At 33.6% G+C, this 25,953-nt stretch carries 27 protein-coding genes and 6 tRNA genes; 15 read left to right on the forward strand and 18 right to left on the reverse strand.

Annotated features, from left to right (window positions below):
* Window positions 1–35 precede the first annotated feature (35 nt).
* Window positions 36–1,217: an MFS transporter gene (locus XJ44_RS01635; RefSeq protein WP_077197861.1), complete on the reverse strand. Its 1,182-nt coding sequence runs from the start codon at window positions 1,215–1,217 to the stop codon at window positions 36–38.
* The gene (locus XJ44_RS01640) at window positions 1,210–2,151 is read right to left on the reverse strand and encodes a radical SAM/SPASM domain-containing protein (RefSeq protein WP_077197862.1); all 942 of its coding nucleotides are present in this window, start codon (window positions 2,149–2,151) and stop codon (window positions 1,210–1,212) included. The genes XJ44_RS01635 and XJ44_RS01640 overlap by 8 nt, the downstream gene beginning before the upstream one ends.
* A gap of 87 nt (window positions 2,152–2,238) precedes the next feature.
* On the opposite strand from XJ44_RS01640, the gene XJ44_RS01645 reads away from it, so the two are divergent.
* A complete protein-coding gene (locus XJ44_RS01645) occupies window positions 2,239–3,258 on the forward strand; it encodes a M20/M25/M40 family metallo-hydrolase (RefSeq protein WP_077197863.1) in 1,020 nt (339 codons plus the stop codon).
* Entirely contained in the window at window positions 3,258–4,262 is a 1,005-nt protein-coding gene (locus tag XJ44_RS01650; protein WP_077197864.1) for a M42 family metallopeptidase, read from the forward strand. Before XJ44_RS01645 ends, XJ44_RS01650 begins: the two co-directional genes overlap by 1 nt.
* Window positions 4,263–4,282: 20 nt before the next feature.
* Here XJ44_RS01650 and XJ44_RS01655 read toward each other — a convergent pair whose 3' ends face one another.
* The 13 genes from XJ44_RS01655 to XJ44_RS01715 form a co-directional block, all read right to left on the reverse strand.
* Window positions 4,283–4,510, reverse strand: a complete 228-nt coding sequence (locus XJ44_RS01655; protein ID WP_075665341.1) for a DNA-directed RNA polymerase subunit omega — start codon at window positions 4,508–4,510, stop codon at window positions 4,283–4,285.
* Window positions 4,494–5,126: a guanylate kinase gene (gene gmk, locus XJ44_RS01660; protein WP_075665342.1), complete on the reverse strand. Its 633-nt coding sequence runs from the start codon at window positions 5,124–5,126 to the stop codon at window positions 4,494–4,496. The genes XJ44_RS01655 and gmk overlap by 17 nt, the downstream gene beginning before the upstream one ends.
* Before the next feature lies 1 nt (window position 5,127).
* Window positions 5,128–5,412 (reverse strand): DUF370 domain-containing protein, encoded by a 285-nt coding sequence (locus tag XJ44_RS01665; RefSeq protein WP_012056339.1) that lies wholly within the window; start codon window positions 5,410–5,412, stop codon window positions 5,128–5,130.
* Window positions 5,413–5,428: 16 nt separating this feature from the next.
* Window positions 5,429–6,310: a YicC/YloC family endoribonuclease gene (locus XJ44_RS01670; protein ID WP_233119494.1), complete on the reverse strand. Its 882-nt coding sequence runs from the start codon at window positions 6,308–6,310 to the stop codon at window positions 5,429–5,431.
* Window positions 6,311–6,440: 130 nt separating this feature from the next.
* On the reverse strand, window positions 6,441–6,980 hold the full coding sequence (locus XJ44_RS01675; RefSeq protein WP_077197865.1) for a 2-oxoacid:acceptor oxidoreductase family protein: 540 nt from the start codon (window positions 6,978–6,980) through the stop codon (window positions 6,441–6,443).
* Window positions 6,977–7,729, reverse strand: coding sequence for a thiamine pyrophosphate-dependent enzyme (locus XJ44_RS01680; RefSeq protein ID WP_075665344.1), 753 nt, complete (start codon window positions 7,727–7,729; stop codon window positions 6,977–6,979). The genes XJ44_RS01675 and XJ44_RS01680 overlap by 4 nt, the downstream gene beginning before the upstream one ends.
* Window positions 7,730–7,734: 5 nt before the next feature.
* A complete protein-coding gene (locus tag XJ44_RS01685) occupies window positions 7,735–8,793 on the reverse strand; it encodes a 3-methyl-2-oxobutanoate dehydrogenase subunit VorB (RefSeq protein ID WP_077197866.1) in 1,059 nt (352 codons plus the stop codon).
* A 12-nt stretch (window positions 8,794–8,805) separates the two neighbouring features.
* Window positions 8,806–9,027: a 4Fe-4S dicluster domain-containing protein gene (locus XJ44_RS01690; RefSeq protein WP_075665346.1), complete on the reverse strand. Its 222-nt coding sequence runs from the start codon at window positions 9,025–9,027 to the stop codon at window positions 8,806–8,808.
* A gap of 13 nt (window positions 9,028–9,040) precedes the next feature.
* Window positions 9,041–9,685 carry a cobalamin biosynthesis protein CobQ gene (locus XJ44_RS01695; RefSeq protein WP_077197867.1) on the reverse strand — a complete coding sequence of 215 codons (645 nt, stop codon included), beginning with the start codon at window positions 9,683–9,685 and terminating at the stop codon, window positions 9,041–9,043.
* The gene (gene buk, locus XJ44_RS01700; RefSeq protein WP_075665348.1) at window positions 9,678–10,769 is read right to left on the reverse strand and encodes a butyrate kinase; all 1,092 of its coding nucleotides are present in this window, start codon (window positions 10,767–10,769) and stop codon (window positions 9,678–9,680) included. The genes XJ44_RS01695 and buk (XJ44_RS01700) overlap by 8 nt, the downstream gene beginning before the upstream one ends.
* Window positions 10,762–11,673 (reverse strand): bifunctional enoyl-CoA hydratase/phosphate acetyltransferase, encoded by a 912-nt coding sequence (locus XJ44_RS01705; protein WP_075665349.1) that lies wholly within the window; start codon window positions 11,671–11,673, stop codon window positions 10,762–10,764. Before XJ44_RS01705 ends, buk (XJ44_RS01700) begins: the two co-directional genes overlap by 8 nt.
* Window positions 11,666–12,727 (reverse strand): butyrate kinase, encoded by a 1,062-nt coding sequence (gene buk, locus XJ44_RS01710; protein ID WP_075665350.1) that lies wholly within the window; start codon window positions 12,725–12,727, stop codon window positions 11,666–11,668. Before buk (XJ44_RS01710) ends, XJ44_RS01705 begins: the two co-directional genes overlap by 8 nt.
* A complete protein-coding gene (locus XJ44_RS01715) occupies window positions 12,727–13,962 on the reverse strand; it encodes an aminotransferase-like domain-containing protein (protein ID WP_077197868.1) in 1,236 nt (411 codons plus the stop codon). Before XJ44_RS01715 ends, buk (XJ44_RS01710) begins: the two co-directional genes overlap by 1 nt.
* 269 nt (window positions 13,963–14,231) lie before the next feature.
* Here XJ44_RS01715 and XJ44_RS01720 point away from each other — a divergent pair, with 269 nt between their 5' ends.
* A complete protein-coding gene (locus XJ44_RS01720) occupies window positions 14,232–15,374 on the forward strand; it encodes a pyridoxal-phosphate-dependent aminotransferase family protein (RefSeq protein WP_075665352.1) in 1,143 nt (380 codons plus the stop codon).
* A complete protein-coding gene (locus tag XJ44_RS01725) occupies window positions 15,374–16,279 on the forward strand; it encodes a hydroxyacid dehydrogenase (protein ID WP_077197869.1) in 906 nt (301 codons plus the stop codon). Before XJ44_RS01720 ends, XJ44_RS01725 begins: the two co-directional genes overlap by 1 nt.
* 52 nt (window positions 16,280–16,331) lie before the next feature.
* Here the strand turns inward: XJ44_RS01725 and XJ44_RS01730 are convergent.
* Window positions 16,332–16,407, reverse strand: a tRNA-Ala gene (locus tag XJ44_RS01730).
* Window positions 16,408–16,571: 164 nt separating this feature from the next.
* Here XJ44_RS01730 and XJ44_RS01735 point away from each other — a divergent pair.
* The 11 genes from XJ44_RS01735 to XJ44_RS01785 all read left to right on the forward strand — a co-directional run bounded on the left by XJ44_RS01735 (window position 16,572) and on the right by XJ44_RS01785 (window position 23,714).
* A complete protein-coding gene (locus tag XJ44_RS01735; protein ID WP_233119495.1) occupies window positions 16,572–17,786 on the forward strand; it encodes a YgeY family selenium metabolism-linked hydrolase in 1,215 nt (404 codons plus the stop codon).
* A gap of 2 nt (window positions 17,787–17,788) precedes the next feature.
* On the forward strand, window positions 17,789–18,778 hold the full coding sequence (locus XJ44_RS01740; protein ID WP_077197871.1) for an ornithine carbamoyltransferase: 990 nt from the start codon (window positions 17,789–17,791) through the stop codon (window positions 18,776–18,778).
* 2 nt (window positions 18,779–18,780) lie between these two features.
* Complete coding sequence (locus XJ44_RS01745) at window positions 18,781–20,073, forward strand: dihydroorotase (protein WP_075665357.1); 1,293 nt, start codon at window positions 18,781–18,783, stop codon at window positions 20,071–20,073.
* A 5-nt stretch (window positions 20,074–20,078) separates the two neighbouring features.
* A complete protein-coding gene (locus XJ44_RS01750) occupies window positions 20,079–21,383 on the forward strand; it encodes an amidohydrolase family protein (protein WP_075665358.1) in 1,305 nt (434 codons plus the stop codon).
* Between the two features lie 374 nt (window positions 21,384–21,757).
* Entirely contained in the window at window positions 21,758–22,840 is a 1,083-nt protein-coding gene (locus XJ44_RS01755) for a 4Fe-4S binding protein (RefSeq protein WP_075665359.1), read from the forward strand.
* 89 nt (window positions 22,841–22,929) lie between these two features.
* Window positions 22,930–23,006 (forward strand) — tRNA-Pro (locus XJ44_RS01760).
* A gap of 3 nt (window positions 23,007–23,009) precedes the next feature.
* Window positions 23,010–23,085 (forward strand) — tRNA-Gly (locus XJ44_RS01765).
* 18 nt (window positions 23,086–23,103) lie between these two features.
* A tRNA-Arg gene (locus XJ44_RS01770) sits at window positions 23,104–23,180 on the forward strand.
* A 24-nt stretch (window positions 23,181–23,204) separates the two neighbouring features.
* Window positions 23,205–23,279, forward strand: a tRNA-His gene (locus tag XJ44_RS01775).
* 30 nt (window positions 23,280–23,309) lie between these two features.
* Window positions 23,310–23,386 (forward strand) — tRNA-Arg (locus tag XJ44_RS01780).
* A gap of 64 nt (window positions 23,387–23,450) precedes the next feature.
* Window positions 23,451–23,714 (forward strand): stage V sporulation protein S, encoded by a 264-nt coding sequence (locus tag XJ44_RS01785; protein WP_073072337.1) that lies wholly within the window; start codon window positions 23,451–23,453, stop codon window positions 23,712–23,714.
* 40 nt (window positions 23,715–23,754) lie between these two features.
* On the opposite strand, the gene XJ44_RS01790 is transcribed toward XJ44_RS01785, so the two are convergent.
* The gene (locus XJ44_RS01790; RefSeq protein ID WP_077197872.1) at window positions 23,755–24,336 is read right to left on the reverse strand and encodes a GNAT family N-acetyltransferase; all 582 of its coding nucleotides are present in this window, start codon (window positions 24,334–24,336) and stop codon (window positions 23,755–23,757) included.
* A gap of 48 nt (window positions 24,337–24,384) precedes the next feature.
* The gene (locus tag XJ44_RS01795) at window positions 24,385–25,932 is read right to left on the reverse strand and encodes a bifunctional UDP-sugar hydrolase/5'-nucleotidase (RefSeq protein WP_077197873.1); all 1,548 of its coding nucleotides are present in this window, start codon (window positions 25,930–25,932) and stop codon (window positions 24,385–24,387) included.
* Window positions 25,933–25,953 lie beyond the last annotated feature (21 nt).

Genomic DNA, 25,953 nt, shown 5'->3' on the forward strand with positions numbered 1-25,953 from the left:
AAAGTACTACTTAATTATACATCACAAAAGAAATTTTACAAATCTTTACATTTAAAGATTTGTGAGAACACTAATAAAATAGCTCCTAGTACCATTATTCCTACTCCAATTCCATATTCATTACTCAAAAACCCCATCAAAAATGAAAACATAGCACTTAAAAATGTTTTTACTTGAGATTCAACCGATAATACAGATGCAAGGGCCTCCGATTTTTCACTAATATACGACACAGCAATAGGTCTTCTGATATTCTCCAAAATGTACAAAAAGAAAAAGAAAATAATAGAGAGAAAATACAATTTATATACATACGAAATACCTATTAAAATCACGGTTATCGCACCCAAAAAGAGCGTTAAATTTAATCCCTTCTTAAACTTCCAGGAATTTCTCGATGCCATTGAAGTAAGTATATAAAGTCCAAAATAAATTATTCCCACCAAAACAGATGTTCTCTTTTCCTTTGATACTCCCAAAAAAATGGGAATAGTTAAGGCAAATGACTCAATAACTGGTTGTAAATAATCCTTTAAACTTTTAAATATTGCAGAGTAACTCGTGGCATTTAAAAGTAATTTTAGAGTCTTCCAGTTTGAGATAGCTCCCCAAAAATCCTTCAAAGTTTCCTTTTTTGACTTCTTAGATGAAAAATCAAGGTCTTTAGGATAAGTAGAGAGATTTACGAGATTAACAACATAAGGTATAACTGCCAAAAGAAAAATTAATTTGTAATCCCCACTAAAAAAGACAATAACTGCCGTAAGCAAAGAGTTTAAAGCAGAACCTAATTGTGACGCAGCGCGAGTTGCTCCATAATACTGAACTTTTAAATCCTCCATATTGTTCAATTTCAAATACTGGAAAATCATAGCCTTGTGTGTCCCTGTTCTAAATGCCTCACCAAATGAGAAAAAAATCATAGCAACAACAAAAAGAAGAAAGGATTTAAAAAAGTAAAATACGAGAAATGAAATTATATAAGAAATCATGGAAAAAATCATGGATTTTCTTCTACCGTATAAATCTGCAAATACTCCCGTTGGAACTTCCAAGATATTTGTTGCTAAACTCCTTATCGTATAAAGTACACCAATTTGAAAATAATTTAAACCTGCAGACAAAAAAGCCAATATAAAAAACGGTTCAAAGAAACGTAGATTCTTCAAAAAACCATACGCTTGAAATTTTCTAAATTGTTTGTCTTTTTTAATCATTACTCTCAACCTCGCAAAAAATAGGATCATATTTTAAACCCATATTTTTCGCAAAAGCCCTACAACCACCAAAACACCTTTTAAACATACTACATACTTTACAAGCATCCAATAAAACATCTGGATCGTAACTTTTCCATATTTCTTCAAAAGATTTTTCATTCAAATTTCCCATGTAATATTCTTTATCGTATCTAAAATGCCCACAAGGTACAACAGTACCGTCTACCAATACCGATGCATGAGTCCTCCCAGCAGAACATAACCCTCCTGAAATATTTTCTTCAACGTAAAAATTAATACTATTCTTGTGCTTTTCAATCAAGTGTCTTACATATTCTATCTCTTTCTTATTTGGTGTTAAAATTTTTTTGTACAATTGTCCCCTTCCAACTGGAACAAATCTATCTACATATAGTGAAACACGATGCTTTTTAGCAAAATTTATCATATCTTCAAAGTACAAATAGTTTTTTTTGTTGATAACATGCAAGATTGTAACGTCAAAACCTGCTTCTACAAAGTTCATAAAACCTTTGTAAGTTTTATCAAAAGTTCCTTTTCCACGTATAAATTCGTGTATATCTGGCAAACTTCCATCAAAGGAAATTCCCACTTTAAGTTGTGGATAAATCTTTTTTATTTTTTTTACAACTTCTTTACTTGCAAGGGATGCATTTGTATTTAACATCACATCTAGTCCAATACCAACAGCATATTCAATTATTTCGTAAATATCAGGTCTTACCAAAGGTTCTCCACCAATCAAATCTACTGTTTCTACATGTGCACTTTTTAATTCATCAAGTACGTGTTTAACCTGTTCAATTGAAAGTTCTACTTTTGACTTTTTCCCCGCATTACAATAACAATGTTTACACGCATAGTTACAAGCTGTGGTAAGTTCAAATTCAACAATCTTTGGTCTTCTCATATCTCTCCTCCTTTCTTTTTATTAGTATATACCAAATTCTTTAAAATTGTGATAAAATCTTGTTAGAAAAATTAAAGGAGGGATAAAGTGGATACAAAAGAATTAATTATAAAATTGACATCAATTCCAGGACCATCGGGCTTTGAATCAAATGCTGTTAATACTATTGAAGAAATAATGAAAGATTTTTCCGATGAAATCTTCAAAACAAAACTCGGAAGCTTAGTATGTGTAGAAAAAGGAAAAGGAAAGGGAAAAGTTGGATTATTTGCACATGTTGATCAACTGGGATTTGTTATTTCAAAAATAGATGAAAAAGGTTTTGCCTATGTTTCACCAATAGGCGGTTGGGATCCAAAAGTGGTAATTGGGCAACGTGCAAAGATTATATCTAGAAAAAACAAAACATTTGATGGTATATTTGGTTTTTTAGCACCCCATTTGCAAAAAAAAGAAGAAAGAGGAAAAGTACCAACATTTAATTATCTGTTTTTAGATATAAGTATCAATAAAGATTGGAAAGAGATCTCAGTTGGTGACTTAGTTGTTTTGGATGAAATAGAAGGCTTTGAACAAAATAACTACGTATTTGCTCCAGCACTCGACAACAGGGCAAGTTGTGTTTCTCTAATCAAAACAGCATCATTATTGCAAAAAATAAAACACGAAGTTGACGTATATTTTATCTTTTCAACTCAAGAAGAAATAGGTGGTCCAGGTGCACCTACTGCAGCGTATTTTTCGGATTTAGATTATGCATTTGTAATTGATGTAACACACGGTAATGAAAATATTCCTGGCTTTGAAAAAATAGAGATAAACAAAGGTCCAGTAGTTGCAATAGGACCAGTAGTAGATAAAAAATTCAACGAATTGGTACAAAATACAGCAAAAGAATATGGAATTCCTATTCAATTTGAACCTATCCCACGTAGAAGCGGTACAGATACAGACGAAGTACAACTAACCAGAAAGGGTATAAAAACACAGTTACTATCTATACCACTTAAATATATGCACACACCATACGAAAAAATTTCCATAGATGATGTAGAAAAAATATCAAAACTCATGGCATTTACTATCTCTGAATTGGAGGTGCAATAATGTATCTTAAAGAACTTTCAGAAATTAACGGAGTATCTGGTAATGAACATAAAGTTAGGGAATTTATAATTGAAAAGATAAAAGATAAAGTTGATAAATTTTGGGTTGATAACCTTGGAAATCTCATTGCTTTAAAAAAGGGAAATGGAAAGAGAAAAGTAGTATTAGATGCACACATGGATGAAGTAGGATTTATGATAACAAATATAAACGAAGATGGCACTCTATCTTTTATGCCAGTTGGCGGCATAGATCCCAGGGTTGCAATTGGAAAAAAAGTGATAATTAATGATGAAATAATAGGAGTTATAGGATTTAAAGCCATACATTTGCAAGATAATCCACTAAAAACCCCCGAATTTTCACAATTAAGAATTGATGCGGGGTTTTCGTCAAAAAAGGAAGCTGAAAAAAAAGTAAAAATAGGAGATTATGCATCATTTACCACAAAATACAAAGAAATAAACAATTTCGCAACTGGAAAAGCATTTGATGACAGAGGTGGATGTAGTATATTAATAGATCTCATTGAAGACAACATAAAGTCAGAATATGACTTATACTTTGTCTTCAGTGTTCAGGAAGAAACTGGGTTAAGGGGTGCTGCTGTTGTAGTTGAACAAATAAAACCAGACTTTGCAATAGCAATTGAGACTACTACCGCAGGGGATAATCCAGAACTTGACAAAGAACTTTGGGCTACACATATTGGAGATGGTCCTGCTCTAACTTTTATGCATTCTGGATATGTAATAGATAAAAGATTATTTGAAACATTGGTAAATACAGCAAAGGAAAACAATATCCCCTTCCAATATAAAAGAAGAACAGCAGGAGGAACTAATGCCGCAAGATATGCAAGAAGTGCCTATGGTGTACCAGCAGCTGTAATTTCTATACCTTCAAGGTATATACACAGTCCATTAATAGTTATTGATCTAAATGATTATAAAAACACGTATTTATTATTAAAAACATTCCTTGAGAATGCTCCTATAAAATAAATGGCTCCAAATGGAGCCATTTATTTCACCTCTGGAATAAGCACTTTCAAAATCTCTTCATTTTTGATTCTAACATATCCTTCACTTAGCTCCTTAAAGGCAATGCTCACGTAATTATTGTCCCATGTTTCAACATAAGGATGTGCAAATTCCTTTAAATTTTCCGCTCTTTTTGCAACAGCAATGGGAATAGCAAACTTATATGGTATTTTCTCCAAAAGCTTGTCGTAATTAATAACTGGTCTCATCTTTTAACACCCCTTTAAACAAATTTATTCTTAATTTTTCGTCTAAAATACGCCTAGTTTTATAGGATTCAGCTATAACTATTGACTTCATAGCAACTATGGATTTTTCAAGGTCGTTATTTATAATCAAATAATCAAATGCATCGATTTGAGACATTTCCCATTTCGCATTTTCAAGTCTTTTTAACATTGATTGCTTATTTTCCGTACCTCTCTTTAACAACCTCTCTCTTAAAACCTCATAACTAGGAGGTGCTACAAAAACAAATACCGCATCATCAAAATTTTTCTTTACCTGCAATGCACCTTGTACATCTATATCTAATATTATTCTATAACCTTTTTTTATATTTTCAACTACAAATTCTTTAGGAGTACCGTATAAATTCCCATGAACTTTTGCCCATTCTAAAAACTCTCCGTTGTCTCGCATTTCCATGAATTTTTCTTTTGAAATAAAAAAATAATCAACACCATCAATTTCTCCAGGCCTTGGGGGCCTTGTCGTACATGATACGGAAAAAACCACTTTATCCAATTTATTCAACAAAGCACTTATTATACTTGTTTTTCCGACCCCTGACGGTCCACTTACAACTATTAAAGTTCCTTTCATACTATCCCTTTCTTCTTATTCTTTCTAGTTGTTCTTCTATTTCAAAGAAAGATTGCATAAATCTTTGTGCAATTGTTTCTGGTTGGATAGCACTTAATATAATATGATTACTATCTGATATAAGGATTGCCCTTGTCTTTCTACCATACGTTGCATCTATAAGTTTTCCTTCTTCTTTTGCATCCTCTTTTAATCTTTTTAAAGGGGCACTTTCTGGATTTACTATAGCAACTATCCTATCACCAGCAATCACATTTCCAAAACCAATATTAATAAGACCAAACATATTTACACCTCCCAGATTATTCTATATTCTGTATTTGTTCTTTCAATTGTGAGTTAACATATTTACCTTCTAAAGCTAGGTTCGTTATTTCTAGCATTCTACTCTTTGAAAGTATAGTATTAAACTCCCTATGTACTTCTTGTGTTAAAAAATTCAATAGAGTGCCGACCGGTTCATCTTTTAGTATTAACTCTTGCATTCTATCGATATGGCTATTTAACCTCGATATTTCTTCCCTAATATCTGCTTTATCGGCTATAAGAGCAACTGCTGTTTCAAATTGATTCACATCCATCTCTATATTATTGGGCAAAATTTCTTCAACATTTTCCCTTATCTTTTTTGCGATTACTTCTTTTAAATCAAGCGATAATTTGTTTATATTTTCCACTATTTTCTTTAATCTCAATACCATCTTATTGATATCAACAAATAATTTTTCCCCTTCTTTTTCTCTCTCTTCAACGAGTTTTTCCAAAGTTTCAACAATAATATTTTTAACAAAATCCCACAATTCCTCTATAACTTCATCATCTAGATCTCCTCTAAAAATCTCCCTGAAAATTAACAAATCACTCAAACTCAACAAATTTTGTATTCCCAGACTTTCCCTTAATCCCTCAAGGGTTTCAAAATAAGATTTTGCCATGGCAAAATCCACGTTCAGACTTATTGGGACCAAAAATTTAACACCAATTCTCAAGTGTACCTTTCCTCGTTTCAAGTAATTGGAAATTATCTGATTAATCCTTATTTCTTTTGAAGATAAATAATAAGGGATAGATACCGAAATATCTAACCCCTTTGAATTAAGGGTTTTAATTTCACAATAAACCTTGTATTTTTCAGAAACTTTTTCCAATTTTGAATAACCAGTCATACTTTTCAATTTAATCACTCCTGTAGATAATTATACACAATTTTTTACAAAATTCAAAAGATTTTTTATTATTTCAACCCATCTTATTCCAAATTAAAAAAGACAGGACCCCGTTGGGGTCCCATAATGAGGGCTTTATCTCATCCGCCTACTGTTGCTTAGAAATAGCAATACCTTCTTCAATGGCCTTAATGTTCAAATCTATTAATTTTGCTTTTTTTCCCGTTAATTTCTTTTCAAGTGCTTTAAACAAGCTTTCTTTTGAAACCACATTCGTTGCTCCAATAACAGCACCCAGCATAACCATATTTGCCACTTTTAAATTTCCCAATTTATCAGCTATATCGTTACATGGAATTTTCAATACATGTATGTCATCTTTTCTATCTGGTTCTCTATCAATAACAGATTCATTTAAAAAGAGATATCCATCTTTTTCAACAAAGTTTTGGAACTTTAACATAGATGGAATATTCATGGCTACAACAACTTCAGACTTATCAACTACCGGAGATGCAACTTCTTTATCTTCAACAACAACGGTACAATTTGCCGTTCCACCTCTCATTTCAGGACCATATGAAGGCATCCAAGTGACATTTTTCCCCTCTATCATTCCAGCATATGCCAAAATTTGTCCCATTAGCATTACACCCTGTCCACCAAAACCAGCAAATATAAATCTCATTCTTCATCACCAACCTTATCCACGAAAATTCCCAATGGATATTCTGGAACCATATTCTCTTCTAACCATTTTCCAGCGGAAATAGGATCAATTCCCCAGTTGGTTGGACATGTTGACAATACTTCCACCATTCCAAAACCAAGTCCCTTTACTTGTGCCAAAAATGCCTTTTTTATTGCTTTTTTTGTTTTTTCAACATCTTGCGGTGTGTTAACTTTAGTCCTTGCAAGATATGCTACACCTTTTGCTTCCTTTAAAAATTCACACATATGCATTGGATATCCATCATTTTCTGCCTTTCTACCGTATGGCGTAGTGGTAGATTTCATACCAAGCAATGTTGTTGGAGCCATCTGACCACCAGTCATACCATAGATAGCGTTGTTTACAAAAATAGTAGTTATTTTTTCTCCTCTATTTGCTGCATGCATAATTTCAGCAGTACCTATAGCAGCTAAATCACCATCACCTTGGTATGTAAAAACGTAAAGATCCGGTCTAGCCCTTTTCATGCCCGTTGCAACAGCTGGTGCCCTTCCATGTGGTGCAATAGTACCATCCATATTAAAGAATTGATATGCAAATACAGAACATCCTATTGGGGATACTACAAGTGTTTTTTCACGTATACCTAATTCATCGATAACTTCTGCAACTAATCTATGAATTATTCCATGATAACATCCTGGACAATATGTAAACTCTTTTCCCGTCAGAGATTCCGGCATTTTATAAAGAACTTTCTTCATTACAATCACCTCCTAATTTCCTCTTTAAGTGCGTTAAGTATTTCAGTTGGTGTTGGAACTACTCCACCCATCCTCGAGTAGAATTTTATAGGTCTTTTGTCCTTTACGGCAAGTTTTACATCTTCTAACATTTGTCCCATGTTCATTTCTACATCAAAGAACATATCCACTTTATTTGCTAATTCCTCCAAAGGTTTATATGGAAATGGCCATACGGTTATAGGCCTAAATAATCCTACCTTAATTCCATCTTTACGCGCCATATCAACAACACTCTTTGCTATTCTTCCAATTGTTCCAAACGCTGTAATTATTATTTCTGCATCTTCTGTTTTATACTCTTCCCATCTCACTTCATTTTCTTCTATTTTCTTGTATATTTCAACTAATTCCAAGTTCATCTTTTCCAATTTATAAGGATCAATATCAAACGATGTAACTATATGTGGTTCCCTTCCTTTTGCCCCTATTAACGCCCAATCACTATGGTCTGGCAATGTTGATAAATCCCTAAATTCTGGAAATTCAACAGGCTCCATCATCTGTCCCAACAAACCATCAGCCAAAATTAACGCAGGAGTTCTATACTTATCCGCTAAATCAAAGGCAAGTACTGTTAAATCTACTGCTTCTTGAACTGTAGAAGGTGCAAGCACTATTAATCTATAATCTCCGTGACCTCCACCTTTTGTTGCTTGCCAATAATCACCTTGTGCTGGTTGAATATCACCAAGACCCGGACCACCACGTACAACATTAACAAAAACTGCGGGTAGCTTTGCACATGCCATATAAGAGACGCCTTCCATCATCAAACTAAATCCAGGTGATGAAGTAGAAGTCATCACCCTCTTACCAGTACAAGCTGCTCCATACAACATATTTACCGTTGCAACTTCACTTTCAGTTTGTAAAAACACTCCATCAACTTCTGGTAATCTTTTAGCCATATACTCTGGTAATTCACTCTGAGGGGTTATTGGATATCCAAAAAAATGTCTACAACCTGCTCTGATAGCAGCTTCGCCAATTGCTTCTGTTCCCTTTACCATTACTTTTTCCATATCTTTCCCTCCTCACTCTTCCCTATAAACTGTTATACATACATCAGGACACATTCTATAACAAAAACCACATGCTATACATTTTTCTAAATGTTTTGGTTCAGCTGGGTGGTATCCTTTACTATTAAATCCTTCTGAGAACTCAATCACTTTAGTTGGACAAGCGGCAATACATAATCCACAACCTTTACATCTTTCTTGATCAATTTCAATATATCCTTTTACTTTAGGCATCTTAACACCCTCCTTAAAAATCCATTTTCATAAACCTTTTTATCCAAAATTTTGGGAACTCCGTTTCAAAGTCTTCAAGAAAATCTGGGATAACTGTATATTTTACTGGAACGTTTAATATTTTAGAAGCCTCTTTTATAATCTTTTCACCCTCTAAGATTATCTCCTTAGTAGTTTCCACAGATAGATTAGTGTTGTTAATAAGGTAATCTATTTTTATTTTCGCAACTTTACTCAACTGTTCATACGTCTTTACAATCCCATCTACATTGGAAGTAAATGGTCTTCTCGTGTTGATAACCATGGAAACTTCGGCATCCTTTAAATGCGGTTTTAAATAGCCTACAACTACTACTCCATTTTCTTCTCCACCAACATCCAAAACAGTTTTATAATCCGGATTATTTAGATATCCAGCTACCGCCCCAGTAACTATCGGTAAATCTGCATGCTTTAGTGCACCCGGAGGTGTAATAACCTTCAATCCCTTCAATGTAAGTTCATCTACTACATCTCTTGTTCTAAAATAAGGAGAAATTGTATCAACATCTGCAATTGCAACTTTTTCATAATCTTGTCTTAATTTTAAGGCATAATTTATCGCTACTTCTGTTTTCCCACTACCAAATAAACCTATAAACACAAAATTTTTAGACACTTTTTTGCACCTCTTCACTATAATCTTTTGGCTTTTCAACACCATTTAAAACCCTTAACGCACCCATTGCAAGTGCTTTTTCCTCATCACCACCCGGATAAACCAAAATTTGAGCAATAAATCCAACGTATTCTTTAAGCCACTTAACTATGTATTCTTTGTCGTATGCAAGTCCACCTGTTAGCACTATTGCATCTACTTCTCCTCTTAGCGCTGCAGCCATCTTTCCAATCCATTTTGCAATTTGATAGGCCATTGCTCTATATATCAATTCTGCCTTTTTATTTCCTTCTGATATCATTTGTTGAACTTTCATTGCATCATTTGTTCCAAGGTACGCAACCAATCCTCCTTTACCTTTTATCCTTTTCTTTATGAAATCCAAAGTATAATCCCCTGAATAACATAAATCTACTAATTGTGTCAGCGGAAGCGTCCCACTCCTTTCAGGTGTAAACGGGCCATCTCCATCCAACGCATTATTAACATCAACAACCTTTCCTCTCTTATGTGCACCTATGGAAATACCTCCACCCATATGTACAACTATTAAATTTACATCTTCGTAGTTCTTTCCCAAATCGCTTGCTGCCTTTCTAGCAACCGCCTTCTGGTTCAAAGCATGGAATATAGATTTTCTTTTAAACAAAGGATGCCCTGAAACCTTTGCTATTTCATCCATTTCATCTACAACTACTGGATCTACAATAAACGCAGGAATTCCGTGTTTTTTTGAAATCTCATATGCAATAACAGCACCTAAATTTGATGCATGTTCTCCGTACTTTCCTTCCTTTAGCTCATTTACCATTAACTCGTCCACCTTATAAGTACCACTCGGGATTGGTCTTACAAGTCCTCCCCTACCAACTATTGCATCAAAATCTTCATATTTAAATCCCAAAGACTTTAAAAAATTCTCTATTACATTGACTCTAAATTCATATTGCTCTATTAACTTTTTAAATGGTGCAAGTTCTTCTGCTGTATGCCTCAAAGTCTTTGATGCAACCTGTGTCTCATCTTCAAAAATTGCAAGCTTTGTACTTGTAGAACCTGGATTTATAACTAAAATTCTATACATTTACATCACCTGCCATTAAATTAGTAAGGGCAAGCGATAACAACTTCGTTTCATCTGAATCAGCTCGTGAAGTTAAGGCAACTGGAACTTTAGCACCAACAATTGTTGAGGCAACATTGGCCCCTGCTAAAAATACCATAGCTTTATAGAATATATTTCCCGCTTCAATATCCGGCATAATTAATACATCAGCATCCCCGGCAACTATACTTTTAATACCTTTGTGTTCCGCGGCTTCCTTTGATACCGCATTATCAAGGGCAAATGGTCCATCCACTATACAACCCTTTATTTGATTTCTCTTGCTCATTTGCGAAAGAATTGCCGCTTCAACAGTTGCAGGCATTTTTGGGTTGACTATTTCAACTGCTCCTAATATAGCAACTTTAGGATTATCCACATCTAAAGCCTTCTTTGCAACTAAAACCGTATTATTTATAATATCGACTTTTTGTTCCAAAGTTGGTGCAATAGTCATTCCGGCATCTGATACAACTAAAAGTTTATGATAATTTGGTACTTCAAATATACTTACAAGAGAGAGAGTTCTTCCCGTTCTTAACCCATATTCTTCCTTTAATACTACTTTCATTAAATCTCCCGTTTTAATCTTTCCCTTCATTAAAAAATGTGCTTTTCCATCAGTAACAAGCTGCACCGCCTTGTTAGCAGCTTCTACATAATCACCTGCTTGAACGAATTCGAATTTATTAATATCTATTCCCATATTTTCCGCTATCTTTTTTGTCTTTTCCACATTTCCAACAAGTATTGCATTTATAATTCCTTCTTCATGCGCTCTATCCAAAGCCTTCAATACAACTTCATCTTCACTTGCCGCAACCGCTACAGTCTTTTTCCCTACTTTTTTTGCCTTTTCAAGAATTTCCATTAACTTATTCATTTTTCTCACCCCAAATCTTTGCCTCTTCTTTGCCTTTTAAAACTCTTAATGCACCTTTTGCAAGAGCTTCCATTTCAAATTCACCAGGTACAGAAAAAACAGGTGCAAACTTAAATACGTATGACTTAATTTTTTCAACAACATTTTGGTTGTTAGCTATACCACCTGTGATAACAATAGCATCCACTTTTCCTTTCAATACCGCACACATTCCTCCAATTTCCTTTGCGATTTGATAAATCATAGCATCAACGTAGAATTTTTCCTTATCCGTTCCCGTTTCTAATACTTTTTTCACATCATTTGTTCCAAGATATGCAACTAATCCTCCTCTTCCAACAAACATCTTCTTCAATTCTTTTTTTGAATATTTTCCAGAAAAAGCAAGTTTAACTACATCTCCTACTGGAAGCTCCCCTGTTCTTTCCGGGCTAAAAGGTCCTTCATCATTTGCATTGTTAACATCTATCATCTTTCCTTTTCTATGGGCAGTTACAGAAATTCCTCCTCCAAGATGCGCAACTACCATATTCAAATCCTCATACTTTTTTCCCAATTGTTCCGCCACTTCTCTAGCAACTGCTTTTATATTTAACGCATGAACAAGGCTTAATCTTTCAATTTCCGGAATCCCAGAAACCCTGGCTTCGTCTATCATTTCATCAACAGAAACAGGATCAGTTATAAATACAGGTATCTTTCCATTTGACAAAGAATACCCTATTACAGCTGCTAAATTTGAAGCATGCTTGACTTTGGTTTTATTTTTTAAATAATCCACCATACTTTCATCTACTCTATAAGTTCCACTTTCAAGTGGTGGTAAAATACCTCCCCTACACGCTATTGCAGAAAAATCTTCCACTTTATAATCTTCCTCTGAAAGAAACTTTAAAATCTCTTTTTTTCTAAAATCCTCTTGTTCCATAATATCGTTAAATTTTTCCAATTCACTTACATCATGTCTTAATGTCCTTTGAACTAACTTTTTATCATCATCAAAAATTGCAACTTTTGTGCTCGTTGAACCAGGGTTAATAACTAATATTAACACTATATCAACCCCTTAGACTTTCCATACTCCACAATCACTTCCTTAAGTCTATTTACACCTTCTATTATTTTTTCATGTGGTGGTAAACAGAAAGATAATCTCATAGAAGAAGAAACACTATCATCCGGTGTAAAAGCTTGACCTGGAATATAAAATACCAACTTTTCCTTTGCTATTTCAAACATCTCCAACGTATCAAATCCCTCTGGTAAAGTTACCCATGTAAAGAGTCCTCCATCTGGATAAATCCATTTTATTCCTTTAATATCTGAAAATGTATTTTCAAATGCCTGCATCATTGTATCTTTCTTTGATTTATACAATTTAATCGTGGGGGTAATTTGTTCAATTAAGTCATATTTCTCAAGATATCTTGCAGCAATTCTCTGTGTGAGAGCAGGACTACACAAATCCGTTCCTTGTTTTGCAAGTACAAATTTTCTGACAAGTTTTTCATCTCCAATAACTGCCCCAATTCTTAATCCAGGCGCAAGTATCTTACTGAATGTATTCAAAAGAATAACCCTTTCTTTTCCAGCAAGTTTAAACAATGGTGGTAGATGCTCTCCTTCAAACCTTAACAAACCATATGGATCATCTTCTATAATTAAAAGGTCGTATTTTTCGGCAAGCTCTATTATCCTCTTTCTCTTTTCAAGAGATAAAGTAGCACCTGCAGGATTGTGAAAATTTGGAATAACATACATAAATTTTACTTTCTTTATTTCACCTTTTTCATCGAGTTCTTTTAATCTTTTTTCAAGCACTTCAACGTTCATTCCATCATCTTCTAAAGGTACAGAAACAAATTTCGAAAATCTCATTCTAAACGCACTAGCCGCTCCCAAGTAAAACGGATTTTCAACAATGGCTATGCTTTCCTCATCTAAGAAAACTTTACCTGCGAGCTCCAACGCTTGTTGCGATCCCGTAGTAAACATTATATTGGATTCATCCAAATCGTTTATTTCATAAACTCTGTTTAAAAGACGTATCATCTGCTTTGCAAGTTCTGGATCTCCCTCTGTAGTACTGTATTGTAAGACATATTTATATTCATTTTCGATGACTTCAGAAGCAATTTTGGAAAGAGCATGTCTAGGAAAGGTTTCCGGATCTGGTACTCCTCCACCAAAGGAAATAGCACCTTCAACAGAAGCATATTTCAACAGCTCTCTAATTAAGGAGGAACTTAAATTATTACCTAATTTTGAATACTTTGAATCGTAATTCATAATTCCACCTCCAAAAATATATTTTATTTTCAATTTGTTTGCAATTTTTTGCATGCAATTTTTTGCATTTTTTCAGAATTGAAATAATTCTATAATAAGTGTACAATATAATTAGCAATTAGTAAAACTCCAAATAGATAAGTTTAACGCTAAAATCTCTTGTTTTTCGCAATTTATTAGAAAAAACTCTTAAAATGCTGTATTTACAATTTATTTATTTTATTTAAAATTAAAGTGTGAAACATATTAAAATTCTAGGAGGTGGAAATATGATAAAGAAGAATTATTTACTTGCACCTGGTCCAACACCAGTACCTTTTGATATCTTACTTGAAGGAGCACGTGAAACAATTCACCACAGAACACCACAATTTGTTAGTATTTTAGAGGAAACTTTAAACGAATTAAAATACCTCTTCCAAACGGAAAATAAAGTTTATACTCTACTCTCCTCTGGCACTGGTGCTCTTGAAGCTGCTATTACCAATCTTTTAAACCCAAATGACAAAGCTATTATAGTAGAAGCTGGTAAATTTGGAGAAAGATGGAGAGAAATTGCAGAAAGGTATAACATAAATATAGTTTCAATAAAACTCGAATGGGGAGAAGCAGTAACTCCCGAACAAATTAAAGAAGCAATAGAAAAACATCCAGATGCAAAAGCGGTATTTACAACATATAGTGAAACTTCCACAGGTACTGTTATAGATCTTGAAGGAATAGCAAAAGTTACGAGAGACACAGACGTTGTACTTGTAACCGATGCAGTTAGCGCTTTGCTTGCAGAACCACTAAAAATGGATGAATGGGGTATCGACGTTGTGGTAAGTGGTTCACAAAAAGGAGTTATGCTTCCACCGGGTCTTGCATTTATTGCTCTAAACGATAAGGCATGGAAATTAGTAGAAAAATCCAATAACTCCAATTATTATTTCAACCTTAAAGCATACGCGAAAAAATATCCAGATAACCCATGGACACCTGGTGTAAATTTAATCTATATGTTAAGAAAAGCAATAAAAATGATCAAAGATGAAGGAATAGAAAATGTTTGGAAAAGACATCAAATGCTTGCAGATGCAACAAGAGCTGCTGTTAAAGCGCTAGGCCTTGAACTATTCTCCAAACGTCCTGGTAATGTTGCAACAGCAGTTAAAGTGCCTGAAGGAGTAGATGGCAAAAAGTTAACAAAAATCATGAGGGATAAATACGGAGTCACAATTGCAGGCGGACAAGAACACCTTAAGGGTAAGATTTTCAGAATATCCACACTTGGTTATTTGAGTATTTTTGATACAATTATAGGAATTTCAGCTTTAGAATTTGTATTAAACGAACTTGGTTATAAAGTTGAATTTGGTACCGGTGTAAAAGCCGCTCAAGAGGTACTATTCAAGGAGGTAAATAAGTAATGAGAATACACGTGAACGATCCCCTTGATAAAAGCGCAATGGAAAGGCTTAAAAAATCCGGACACTTAGTAACAGATACACATCTTGAAAAAGAAGAACTTATAAAAGAAATGCCTGATATTGATGTCTTGGTAGTAAGAAGCGCTACTAAAGTTACAGCAGATGTAATTGAAGCTGGTTCAAAGTTGAAAATAATAGCAAGAGCTGGTACAGGATTGGATAACGTAGACGTTGAAAAAGCCAAAGAAAAAGGTATAAAGGTATTAAATACACCAGGAGCAAATGGTATTTCAGTTGCTGAACTTGCAATTGGTTTAATAATCGCTTGTTCAAGACATATAGCAAAGGGTACAGAAGATTTAAAAAACGGTATTTGGAGTAAAAAACAATTAAAAGGTCATGAATTATACAAAAGAACAGTTGGAATAATAGGATTTGGAAACATTGGAAAAGAAGTAGCAAAAAGGTTACTTGCCTTTGATATGAATGTCCTAGCATATGATCCATTTATAAAAGAAACAGATTTAGATGTAAAACTAGTCGATTTGGATACTATTTTTAGGGAATCTGATATTATCACAATTCATGTACCTAAAACATCAGAAACCACACATCTTATAAACAAAGAAACTTTCGAAAAAATGAAAGATGGTGTTATAATTGTAAACGCCGCTCGCGGTGGTATAGTTGATGAAGAAGCACTTTACAATGCTCTTGTCTCTAGAAAAGTATACGCAGCAGGTTTGGACGTATTTGAAGTTGAACCACCAACAGATGAACTTAGAAAAAAACTTCTTGAACTTCCCAATGTTGTAGCAACACCACATATTGGCGCATCTACAGTTGAAGCACAACTAAGAGTTGGTCAGATTATTGTAGATAAAATTCTAGAAGAACTTAAATGAAAATAAAATAAAACAAAAACGGGTAATCTTAAAAGATTACCCGTTTTTGTTTTGGTGGAGCCGATGGGATTTGAACCCACGGCTTCTACCGTGCGAAGGTAGCGCTCTCCCAACTGAGCTACGGCCCCAACTACATTTAATAATTTATCACATATAATCCATGTAGTCAACTTTTTTATTTTTTGACCATTTTTTAATAATATCTAAAAAAAAATTAAATTTCTTTTCTTTTTTTTTAATTTTCGCATATTTTTGAATTTTAACACTTCCTTTATAATGTGAAACAACGGAGGTGATTAAATTGAACGAAGCATTAAAACTTGCATACAAATTCAAAAATGACATTATACACTTCATGAGCAGATTAATTAAAGCAAAAAGTTATTCTGGTGATGAAAAAGAAGTTATACAAGTTATCAAAAGTGAAATGGAAAAGGTCGGATTTGATAGTGTGAAAATTGATGGACTGGGAAATATAATTGGAAAAATAGGAAACGGTAACACAAAAATTGCAATGGACGCCCATATTGATACTGTAGATATTGGAAATGAAACACTTTGGGAAAGAGACCCATTTTCCGGAAGTTTCGATGAAAAATACGTATATGGTAGGGGAGCATCTGATCAAAAAGCAGGAATGTGTTCAATGGTGTATGGAGCAAAAATACTCAAAGAACTAAACCTTTTTGATGACTTCACACTCTATGTTACAGGTACGGTTATGGAAGAAGACTGTGATGGTCTTTGCTGGAGATATATCATTGAAAAAGAGAAGATAAAACCAGATTTTGTTCTCATTACTGAACCAACATCTCTAAAAATAAACAGGGGTCACAGAGGAAGAATAGAATTTAGAATCAGAACAAATGGGATATCCGCACACGCCAGTGCACCAGAAAGAGGAATAAATGCCATATACAAAATGGCAAAAATAATAAACGAAATTGAAAAACTAAATAACAGGTTGGAAAGCACCTCATTTTTGGGAAAAGGGACAATAGTAGTCTCACAAATATTTTTTAAATCTCCTTCACACAATGCAGTACCTGATCAATGTGAGATTCAGATAGACAGAAGAATAACTGAAGGCGAAACAAAAGAAGTGGTATTTAATGAAATTAAAGAAGTATTTAAAAGAGCTGGTGTTGATGATGCTCAAATTATTGAATTGGAATACAAAAAACCATCGTATACTGGTGTGGTATATCCAACGGAAAAATATTTTCCTGCATGGGTTTATCCAGAAGAGAGCATTATTGTCCAAAGTGCCGTAAAAAACTATGGATATCTATTCAATTCCTCTCCGAAAATAGACAAATGGATATTCTCGACTAATGGAACGGTCACAGCAGGAGTCTATAACATTCCAACCGTTGGCTTTGGACCAGGTGACGAAAAATATGCTCATGCACCAAATGAAAAGGTAGAAATTGAACATCTTATAAAAGCTGCTGCATTTTACGCTACATTTCCAAAAACGTTAATCAAAAACTTAAAGGGGGAATGACTATGTCTACGTTTTTCAGAGGAAGACACTTTATAACAACTCAAGATTTCACAAATGAAGAAATAGATATAATGTTAGATCTTGCAAGAAAATTAAAAATAAAATTCAGCTACGGTGAACCAACTCCATATTTACTTTACAAAACGTTATTTTTGATATTCTTCGATGAAAGTACAAGGACAAGAAATAGTATGCAAGCGGGTATAGCACAATTAGGAGGTACTGGAATATTCTTAACACCTGATAAAATGCAAATAGCACATGGTGAAGTCGCAAAAGATACCGGTATTATACTATCCAGATTTGGAGATGGAATTGGAATAAGATATTGTAAATTTGGTGAAGGAAATAAATACCTTAACGAAATAGCCAAACATTCAAAGGCTCCTGTTATGAATCTCCAAGACGATATATATCACCCATTTCAAGTACTTGCCGACATCTTAACAATTCAAGAAAGATTTGGAAAAAATCTAAAAGGTCTCAAGGTAGGAATAAGTTGGGCATATGCTGAGAGTCATTTAAAACCACTATCAGTCCCTCAATCTCAAATTTTATTATTTACAAGATTCGGAATGGACATTACACTTTCTTATCCAAAAGGATTTGATTTAATGCCAGAAATTATTGAACAAGCAAATAAAAATGCGGAAAAGTATGGTGGAAAATTAAATATCTCTCACAAGATGGAAGATGCATTTGTAGATGCAGACGTAGTAATCCCCAAAAATTGGGGTGGTTTCTTTGTATCGGATAATCCAGATGAGATTCGTGCAGAACAAGCAAAGCATAAAAATTGGATCTGTACAGAAGAATTAATACGACTTACTAAAAAACATTCCATTTATATGCATGCACTCCCCGCAGACAGAGGAAAAGAAGTGGTTGATAGCGTAATAGATGGTCCTCATTCTGTAGTCTATGATGAAGCGGAAAACAGACTTCACACAGCTAAAGCCATTATGACACTGCTAATGGGAGGAAGATTCTAATAATGTATGATATTGGCATTGTAAACGGAAAAGTATTTGTAGATGGAACTTTTATCCATCTAAATGTATATATCAATGCAGGAAAAATATCTGATTTATCAACAAATTATCAAAAATGCAAAAAAGAAATTGATGCAACCGGGAAGATTATCCTTCCCGGTTTTATTGATCCACATGTACATTTTGAACTAAACCTCGGAAGATATACATCTATTGACGATTTTAAGAGTGGAAGTATTTCTGCTTTATTTGGTGGTGTAACTACGATAATTGATTTTTTAGATCCAATAAACTCTCATGAGCAACTTAAAGAAGCATTTAATAAAAGATTAAAAGCAGCACAAAATTCAAAAATAGATTTTTCTTTTCACGTTACTCTTGGCCAGTTTAACGGTGATTTAGATACGCTATTTAAAATGTCAAAAAAACTGGGAACAAGGTCTATAAAAGTATTTACCGCTTATTCTACTAGTAAAAGAAGGACATCTGATAAACTTTTGTACAAATTATTTGAAAAATCAATAGAATATAACGTACCAATCTTAATCCATGCCGAAAATGAAGATATGATAGTTGAAAATGTCCCAATTAACCTCCATTCAAAAGCAAGACCAGAAATTTCAGAAATTTCTGAAATAATTAAAATATCCGAATTTATTTATCAAACAAAAGGAATTGCTTATATTGTGCATACAACTTGTGGAACTTCAATCGAAGAAGTTAAAAATAGATTTGCAAAAATTCATAACAAGAATTTATTTTTTGAAAGTTGTCCGCACTATTTTTATTTTGATGATGAAGTATACAGTAGAAGAGATGCCTATCTATACACTATGACACCTCCCCTTAGAAGTAAAATTGAAAAAGAAAAACTAAAAGCAAACATTGACAATATCTTTTCGATTGGCACTGATCATTGTTCATTTAACAAGAAAGACAAAAGAAAAAAGAAAACAGGAAACCTTCCCATGGGAATTGGAGGAATTGAACATTCATTCATATTAATGTACTCATTGTTTGGTGATAAAATAATCGATAAATTTACAATAAACCCGGCAAAATTTTTCGGTCTATATCCTAAAAAAGGGGCACTACTCCCAGGATCCGATGCTGATATTGTAATTTTCAATCCTAATTACAACGGAAAAATAGTAGAAAGTCATACAAAAGCCGACTATGATCTCTTCTTAAATACAAAGATAAAAGGAAAAATAGAAAAAGTAATTAAAGATGGTATTTTAGTGATAGATAATCAATTATTAAATTCACCCCTCGGAAGATTTATCAGGAGGTAATATTGATGAAAGCTATAATTAATGCTAACATATTTGATTTTGATAATTTCTACAAAAATTATTATATATTATTCGATAAAAAAATAATTGAAATTGGTAGTATGGAAAAATTTCCAGGTGCATCACATGTGATTGATGCACATGAAAATTTTGTAATGCCAGGTTTAGTTATTGGACATACACACATTTACTCAACATTTGCAAGAGGATTGAGTCTACCATTTAATCCTATAAACTTTAAAGATATATTAAATCAACTATGGTGGAAACTTGACTCAAAGCTTGGCAAAACTGAAAATTATTTTAGCGCTCTTGTTTCAGGGATTGAATTTATCAAAAATGGCGTAACAACAGTTATTGACCATCATGCAAGTGGAAAACAAATTAAAGGAAGTTTAAATACACTAAGGAAAGCATTGTGCGATGAAATAGGATTAAGAGGAATTTTTTGTTTTGAAACAAGTGACAGATTCAACGTAGAAGAATGTATCCAAGAAAATCTTTTATTTTTAAATGAAAATAATACTGATATGTATGCAGGATTATTTGGATTACATGCATCTTTAAGCTTGTCTGATGAAACCTTAAAAAAGATATCCGAACTTTACAAAGGACCTATTCATGTTCACGCAGCAGAAAGTATAGATGATGTAGAAGATTCACTTTCAAAATATGGGATGCGAGTTATAAATCGCTTGAATAAATTTGGCCTACTTAGAGAGAATTCTATCCTTGCACATTGTGTTCACGTTACTGAGGAGGAACTTAAACTCATCAGTCAAAATAACTGTTATATTGCTTTAAACGTTTCTTCCAATATGAATAACGCAGTTGGTCTTCCAGATTACCAAAAAATGAAGAAACATAATGTAAAAACGATAGTAGGCAATGATGGTTTGGGATTTAACTTAGCAAGAGAATTACTAAATTTATTTTTTTCAATGAAGCTAAAAGGTAAATCTCCTCTTGCATTCTCGTTAGATGACCTAAGATACTCTATATCAAATACATACGAAATAGCAAGTAAACTACTTAAAATCAAATTAGGAAAAATACAACCAGGGTATGTCTCTGATTTAATAATTGTTCCATATATTCCTCCCACACCTATTAGTAAGGAAAATGCTTATGGACATGTTGTTTTTGGCTTGCTTGATAACTTTAGGCCATCTCATGTAATTGTCAACGGCAAATTGCTAATGGATAATTACAAAATAACGGTTCCCACAGATGATGTCAATGAAATTTATAAAGAAGCCAGAAAAGTCTCACAAAGATTGTGGGAAAATTTGAGTAAAAATTATAAATAATAATCCTTTCAGGAAAAATATGTGTATTTTTATTATCCACAACTTAATTTGTGGTGTCAAACAGAAAAAAACAATCTAGAAGCATTATTATATAACAAAAGGCTTTGAAGGAATATTATTAATTTCAAAATCAATGTCTTTGTGCTTAATTTTCGATTTAAAAATAAATGGTGATCTATATTTAACATATATGATTAGTGGTAACTTAGATAAACAAAGTAACATTTTACTGATAAACAATTATTATCAAAATGATTTATATTCTACAATCAACCTAAAAAACAAACAATGATTGTACTTAATAATTGACAAATCTGTTGTATTAGATATTTCTTTAAGATCTAACCTTAAAAACAACTAAAGGGGGAATTATCGTGGATCTTTCAACAGAACTTTCAGGCATAAAAATCCAAAATCCTGTAATGCCAGCTTCAGGACCTTTAGTGGGTGATTATGAAAAGATTAAATTCATTGATTCTACTGGAGTTGGTGCCATTGTTACAAAAACAATTTCTACAAAAGCAGCCGAAGTTCCAAGACCATGTATATACGGAGAAAACAACTTTGCTATGAACGCAGAACTGTGGTCAGAATATCCTCCCAAAAAATGGTTGGAGGAATTTCTACCTCGTTTAAAAGAGGAATTATCCAAACCTTTGATCATAAGCGCAGGATATTCAAAAGAAGACATGAAACAATTAATACCAAAATTAAACGAATTTGCCAATGCCTTTGAAATATCCACTCATTATGTTGGAAAAACTTATGAAACTATTGGTGAAATAGTAAAAGCAATTAGGGATAACACAGATAAACCTATATTTATGAAAATGAGTCCACATATTCCAGATCCAATTAAATTCACAGAAGTAGCTTTAAAAAACGGAGCTAACGGTATAGTCGCAATTAACTCTCTTGGTCCTACAATGAAGATAGATATACAAAATAGAAAAATCTTAATTGGAAATGAAAAGGGGCAAGTATGGCTTTCAGGTCCTGCCATCAAACCTGTAGCACTCGCTATTATAAAAATACTTCGAGATGCATTTCCTGAAATTACAATTATTGGTGTTGGAGGAATAAAAAATGCAGATGATGTAATTGAATTTTTGTTGGCCGGAGCAGATTCAATCCAACTTCTTTCATCAGCACTAATATTCGGTAAAGACATATATGAAAAAATAATAAATGATCTACCGAAAAAACTTGAAAAATATGGATTCAACAGTGTAAAAGAAGTTAAAGAAACAAAACTTACACACAAAGTAAAATATATACCAAAACATCCTAAAGTTAACAATGAAAAATGTACACTGTGTAAGTTATGTGAAAAAGTATGCCCTTACTTTGCAATAACAATTGATAAAAAAGTCAACATAGACATAAAAAAATGTTTCGGTTGCGGGTTATGTGAAAGTAGATGCCCAACAAAGGCAATAACAGGAGTTTTAGAATAATATTAAAACAAAAATACAAAAATATTTACATTAAATACGTATTGACATTGAAATACACATATGCTATAATCATTTACGGTCTCTGGAAACGGGGCGTAGCGCAGTTGGCTAGCGCGCCTGTCTTGGGAACAGGAGGCCGCTGGTTCGAGTCCAGTCGCCCCGACCACAAGCGGGTGTAGCTCAATTGGTAGAGCATCGGCCTTCCAAGCCGAGGGTTGCGGGTTCGAGTCCCGTCGCCCGCTCCAGACTCGAAGAGGTCTAATGCGCCCGTAGCTCAATAGGATAGAGCACCGGACTTCTAATCCGGGGGTTGTGGGTTCGACTCCCGCCGGGCGCGCCAAAATTTAATATTTTATTATGCGTGGTGGCTATAGCTCAGTGGTAGAGCGCCTGACTGTGGATCAGGTGGTCGTGGGTTCAAATCCCACTAGCCACCCCATTTTTCATATTATAATGTTTTTGATAAAATGCGCCCGTAGCTCAATAGGATAGAGCGTCGGACTTCGGATCCGAGGGTTGCGGGTTCAAATCCTGCCGGGCGCGCCATCTGAGCTCTTCCACTTAGATTTAGCAAACTTTTAAATAACATCACCGTAAAGGAGGTATTAGTATGGAAGTTCTTAAAGTTGCATCAGGTTCCAATCCTAACAAAGTCGCCGGTGCTCTTGCAGGAGTAATCAGAGAAAAAGGGAAAGCTGAAGTTCAAGCAATTGGTGCCGGTGCAGTAAATCAAGCTGTCAAAGCCATTGCAATTGCAAGGGGTTATCTTGCTCCAAGTGGTATTGATCTTGTATGTGTACCTGCTTTTACCGATGTAAGTATCGAAAATGAATCTAGAACTGCTTTAAAATTCATCGTCTTTCCAAGAGAATAATTGATTAGGAGAGGCACAGTTCCGTATAGGACTGTGCCTTTTATTCTTTTTTCATTCTATATATCTTAAATTTTCCCATTAAGGCTTTCTTTTCTTTAATAATTTTAAAACCTTTTCTTAAATAAAGATTTTTTGCTCTATTATTTTTTTCAACATCCAAATAGATACCCCTATAACCTTTTTTTTCAGTTTCTTTTATAAAATATTCTAAAAGTTTCGTACCAATTCCTTTTCCCCTCGACTTTTTATCCACACTAATATTTTGTATATATATACCCTTTAATCCTTTTAGATTAATTATATTATTTATCAATATGTTCTTTACAAAAAGATCAACCAACTTAAAAAACGAAAACACTTCAAAAAAATCCTTTATTTTACCTTTTGTACATCTTTTTTCTAAATCATATGCTATTAATATACCTTTTATTTCTTTTCCATCAAAATAGCCATATACATTTCTATATGAAAAAGGATTTCCTTCTCTCTTAACTAATTCCGCAAGTTTCAAAATCGCTTCTTCTCTTTTTCCAAACAAAAAATAAAACAACCTCTCATCTGTATCATAAATTAATTCGGCCACTTTTAACAAATCATCATCTTTATTTATCTTACGAATCATCTTTTATACCCCCAATAAAAAAGGGAAGCCAAGAAGCTTCCCTTCCAATCATTTCCTTATGTATCTTGGAGTATCATCGTACTTTTCAATCAAACCATTTAATCCCTTTTGGATATATTCAACAACCACATCCGCCAAAACAAAACCTGTATCATATCCTGATGCTTTATTTTCTGCAAGCATTGAATATCCATCTCCACCACTTGCCATATAGTTATTAGTTACAACAGTATAAACTTTATCCATTTCAAGTGTTTTTCCATTTACCATTACTTCCGTTACTTTTCCATTTTCACTCTTAAAGGTCAAACCTCCCACATGTAACCATGCTCCTTTTCCTTCAGGAAGCTTTGCAGCATATTCCAACACTTTTATTACTTCCGAACCTTTCATCTTCATTACATAAACGGTGTTTCCAAATGGCAATACCGTTAAAATATTTCTTATAGTTATCTTTCCTGGTTTTATTGACGCCCTTATTCCTCCTCCATTTTGGAACGCAATATCCGCACCTGTTTTCCACATCATGGCATCGGTAATAAGGTGTCCAAGATTTGTATCTCCAGATCTTACATGCTTTCTTTCACCGTCTAATAACACCTTTGTTTCTCCAATAACAGTATCAAGTTTTTTAGAACCAATCTTTGCAAAGTAATCAAGTGGAACTTTTACATATTCTGCCGGTTTGTATTCTTTTCCCACAAACTCATACATTGAATTACCATTTTCATCTTTACCTTTATAAATTTTCAAATTAACTGGAATAGGTGTCCATGACCACTCTTTTATCTTTCCGTTTTCTACATCCAAATCAAGTTTTCCAACAATCTTACCCCATTCCCATGCTTGAATCAAAATTGTATTGTTGATAACCTTTGCCTCATTAAGTTTTGTATGACTATGCCCATCTATAATTATATCTATTCCATTCACCTCTTTTGCCAACTCTTCTGACGTAGTATAATTTCCCTCGTATGCTTGACCCATTCCCAAATGTGTAAGTGCAATTACAATATCAGCCTTTTTTCTAAGTTCAGGAACAAGTTGTTTGGCAACTTCAACGGCATTTTTAAATTCCAAATCTTTGCTAAAAAGTGGTTCCAATATTGCCGTTTCTTCAGTTGTCAAACCAAATATTGCAACTTTAATACCACCAACATTTTTTATTATATATGGTGTAAAGAAAGGCTTGCCATCTTTATATATATTTGCAGATAAAAATGGAAACTTTGCAATACTCATTTGATACATTAATACATCCCTTGATTTGTCAAATTCATGGTTTCCAACAGCAACTGCATCAAGCTTCATTCTATTCAAGGCAAAGATATCTGGTAATGCATTTAAAAGGTCAGATTCAGGCACACCAGTGTTTATATCTCCCGCATGTAAGAACAAAACATTTGGATTCTTTGCACGTTCTTCATCAATTATAGATGCAATAACGGCAAACCCACCTATATTTGGATTATGGTACTCACTAAATGCCCATGCATGTCCATGTGTGTCATTAATGTGAAAAATAGAAATTTTTGTGGCAAACAAACTAATTGTTAATATTACAAAAAGCGTTATAAACAACCTAAGTTTCCTCATATAACACACCTCCCTGTTTTA

Source organism: Thermosipho affectus (genome assembly GCF_001990485.1).
Taxonomy (GTDB): Bacteria; Thermotogota; Thermotogae; order Thermotogales; family Fervidobacteriaceae; genus Thermosipho; species Thermosipho affectus.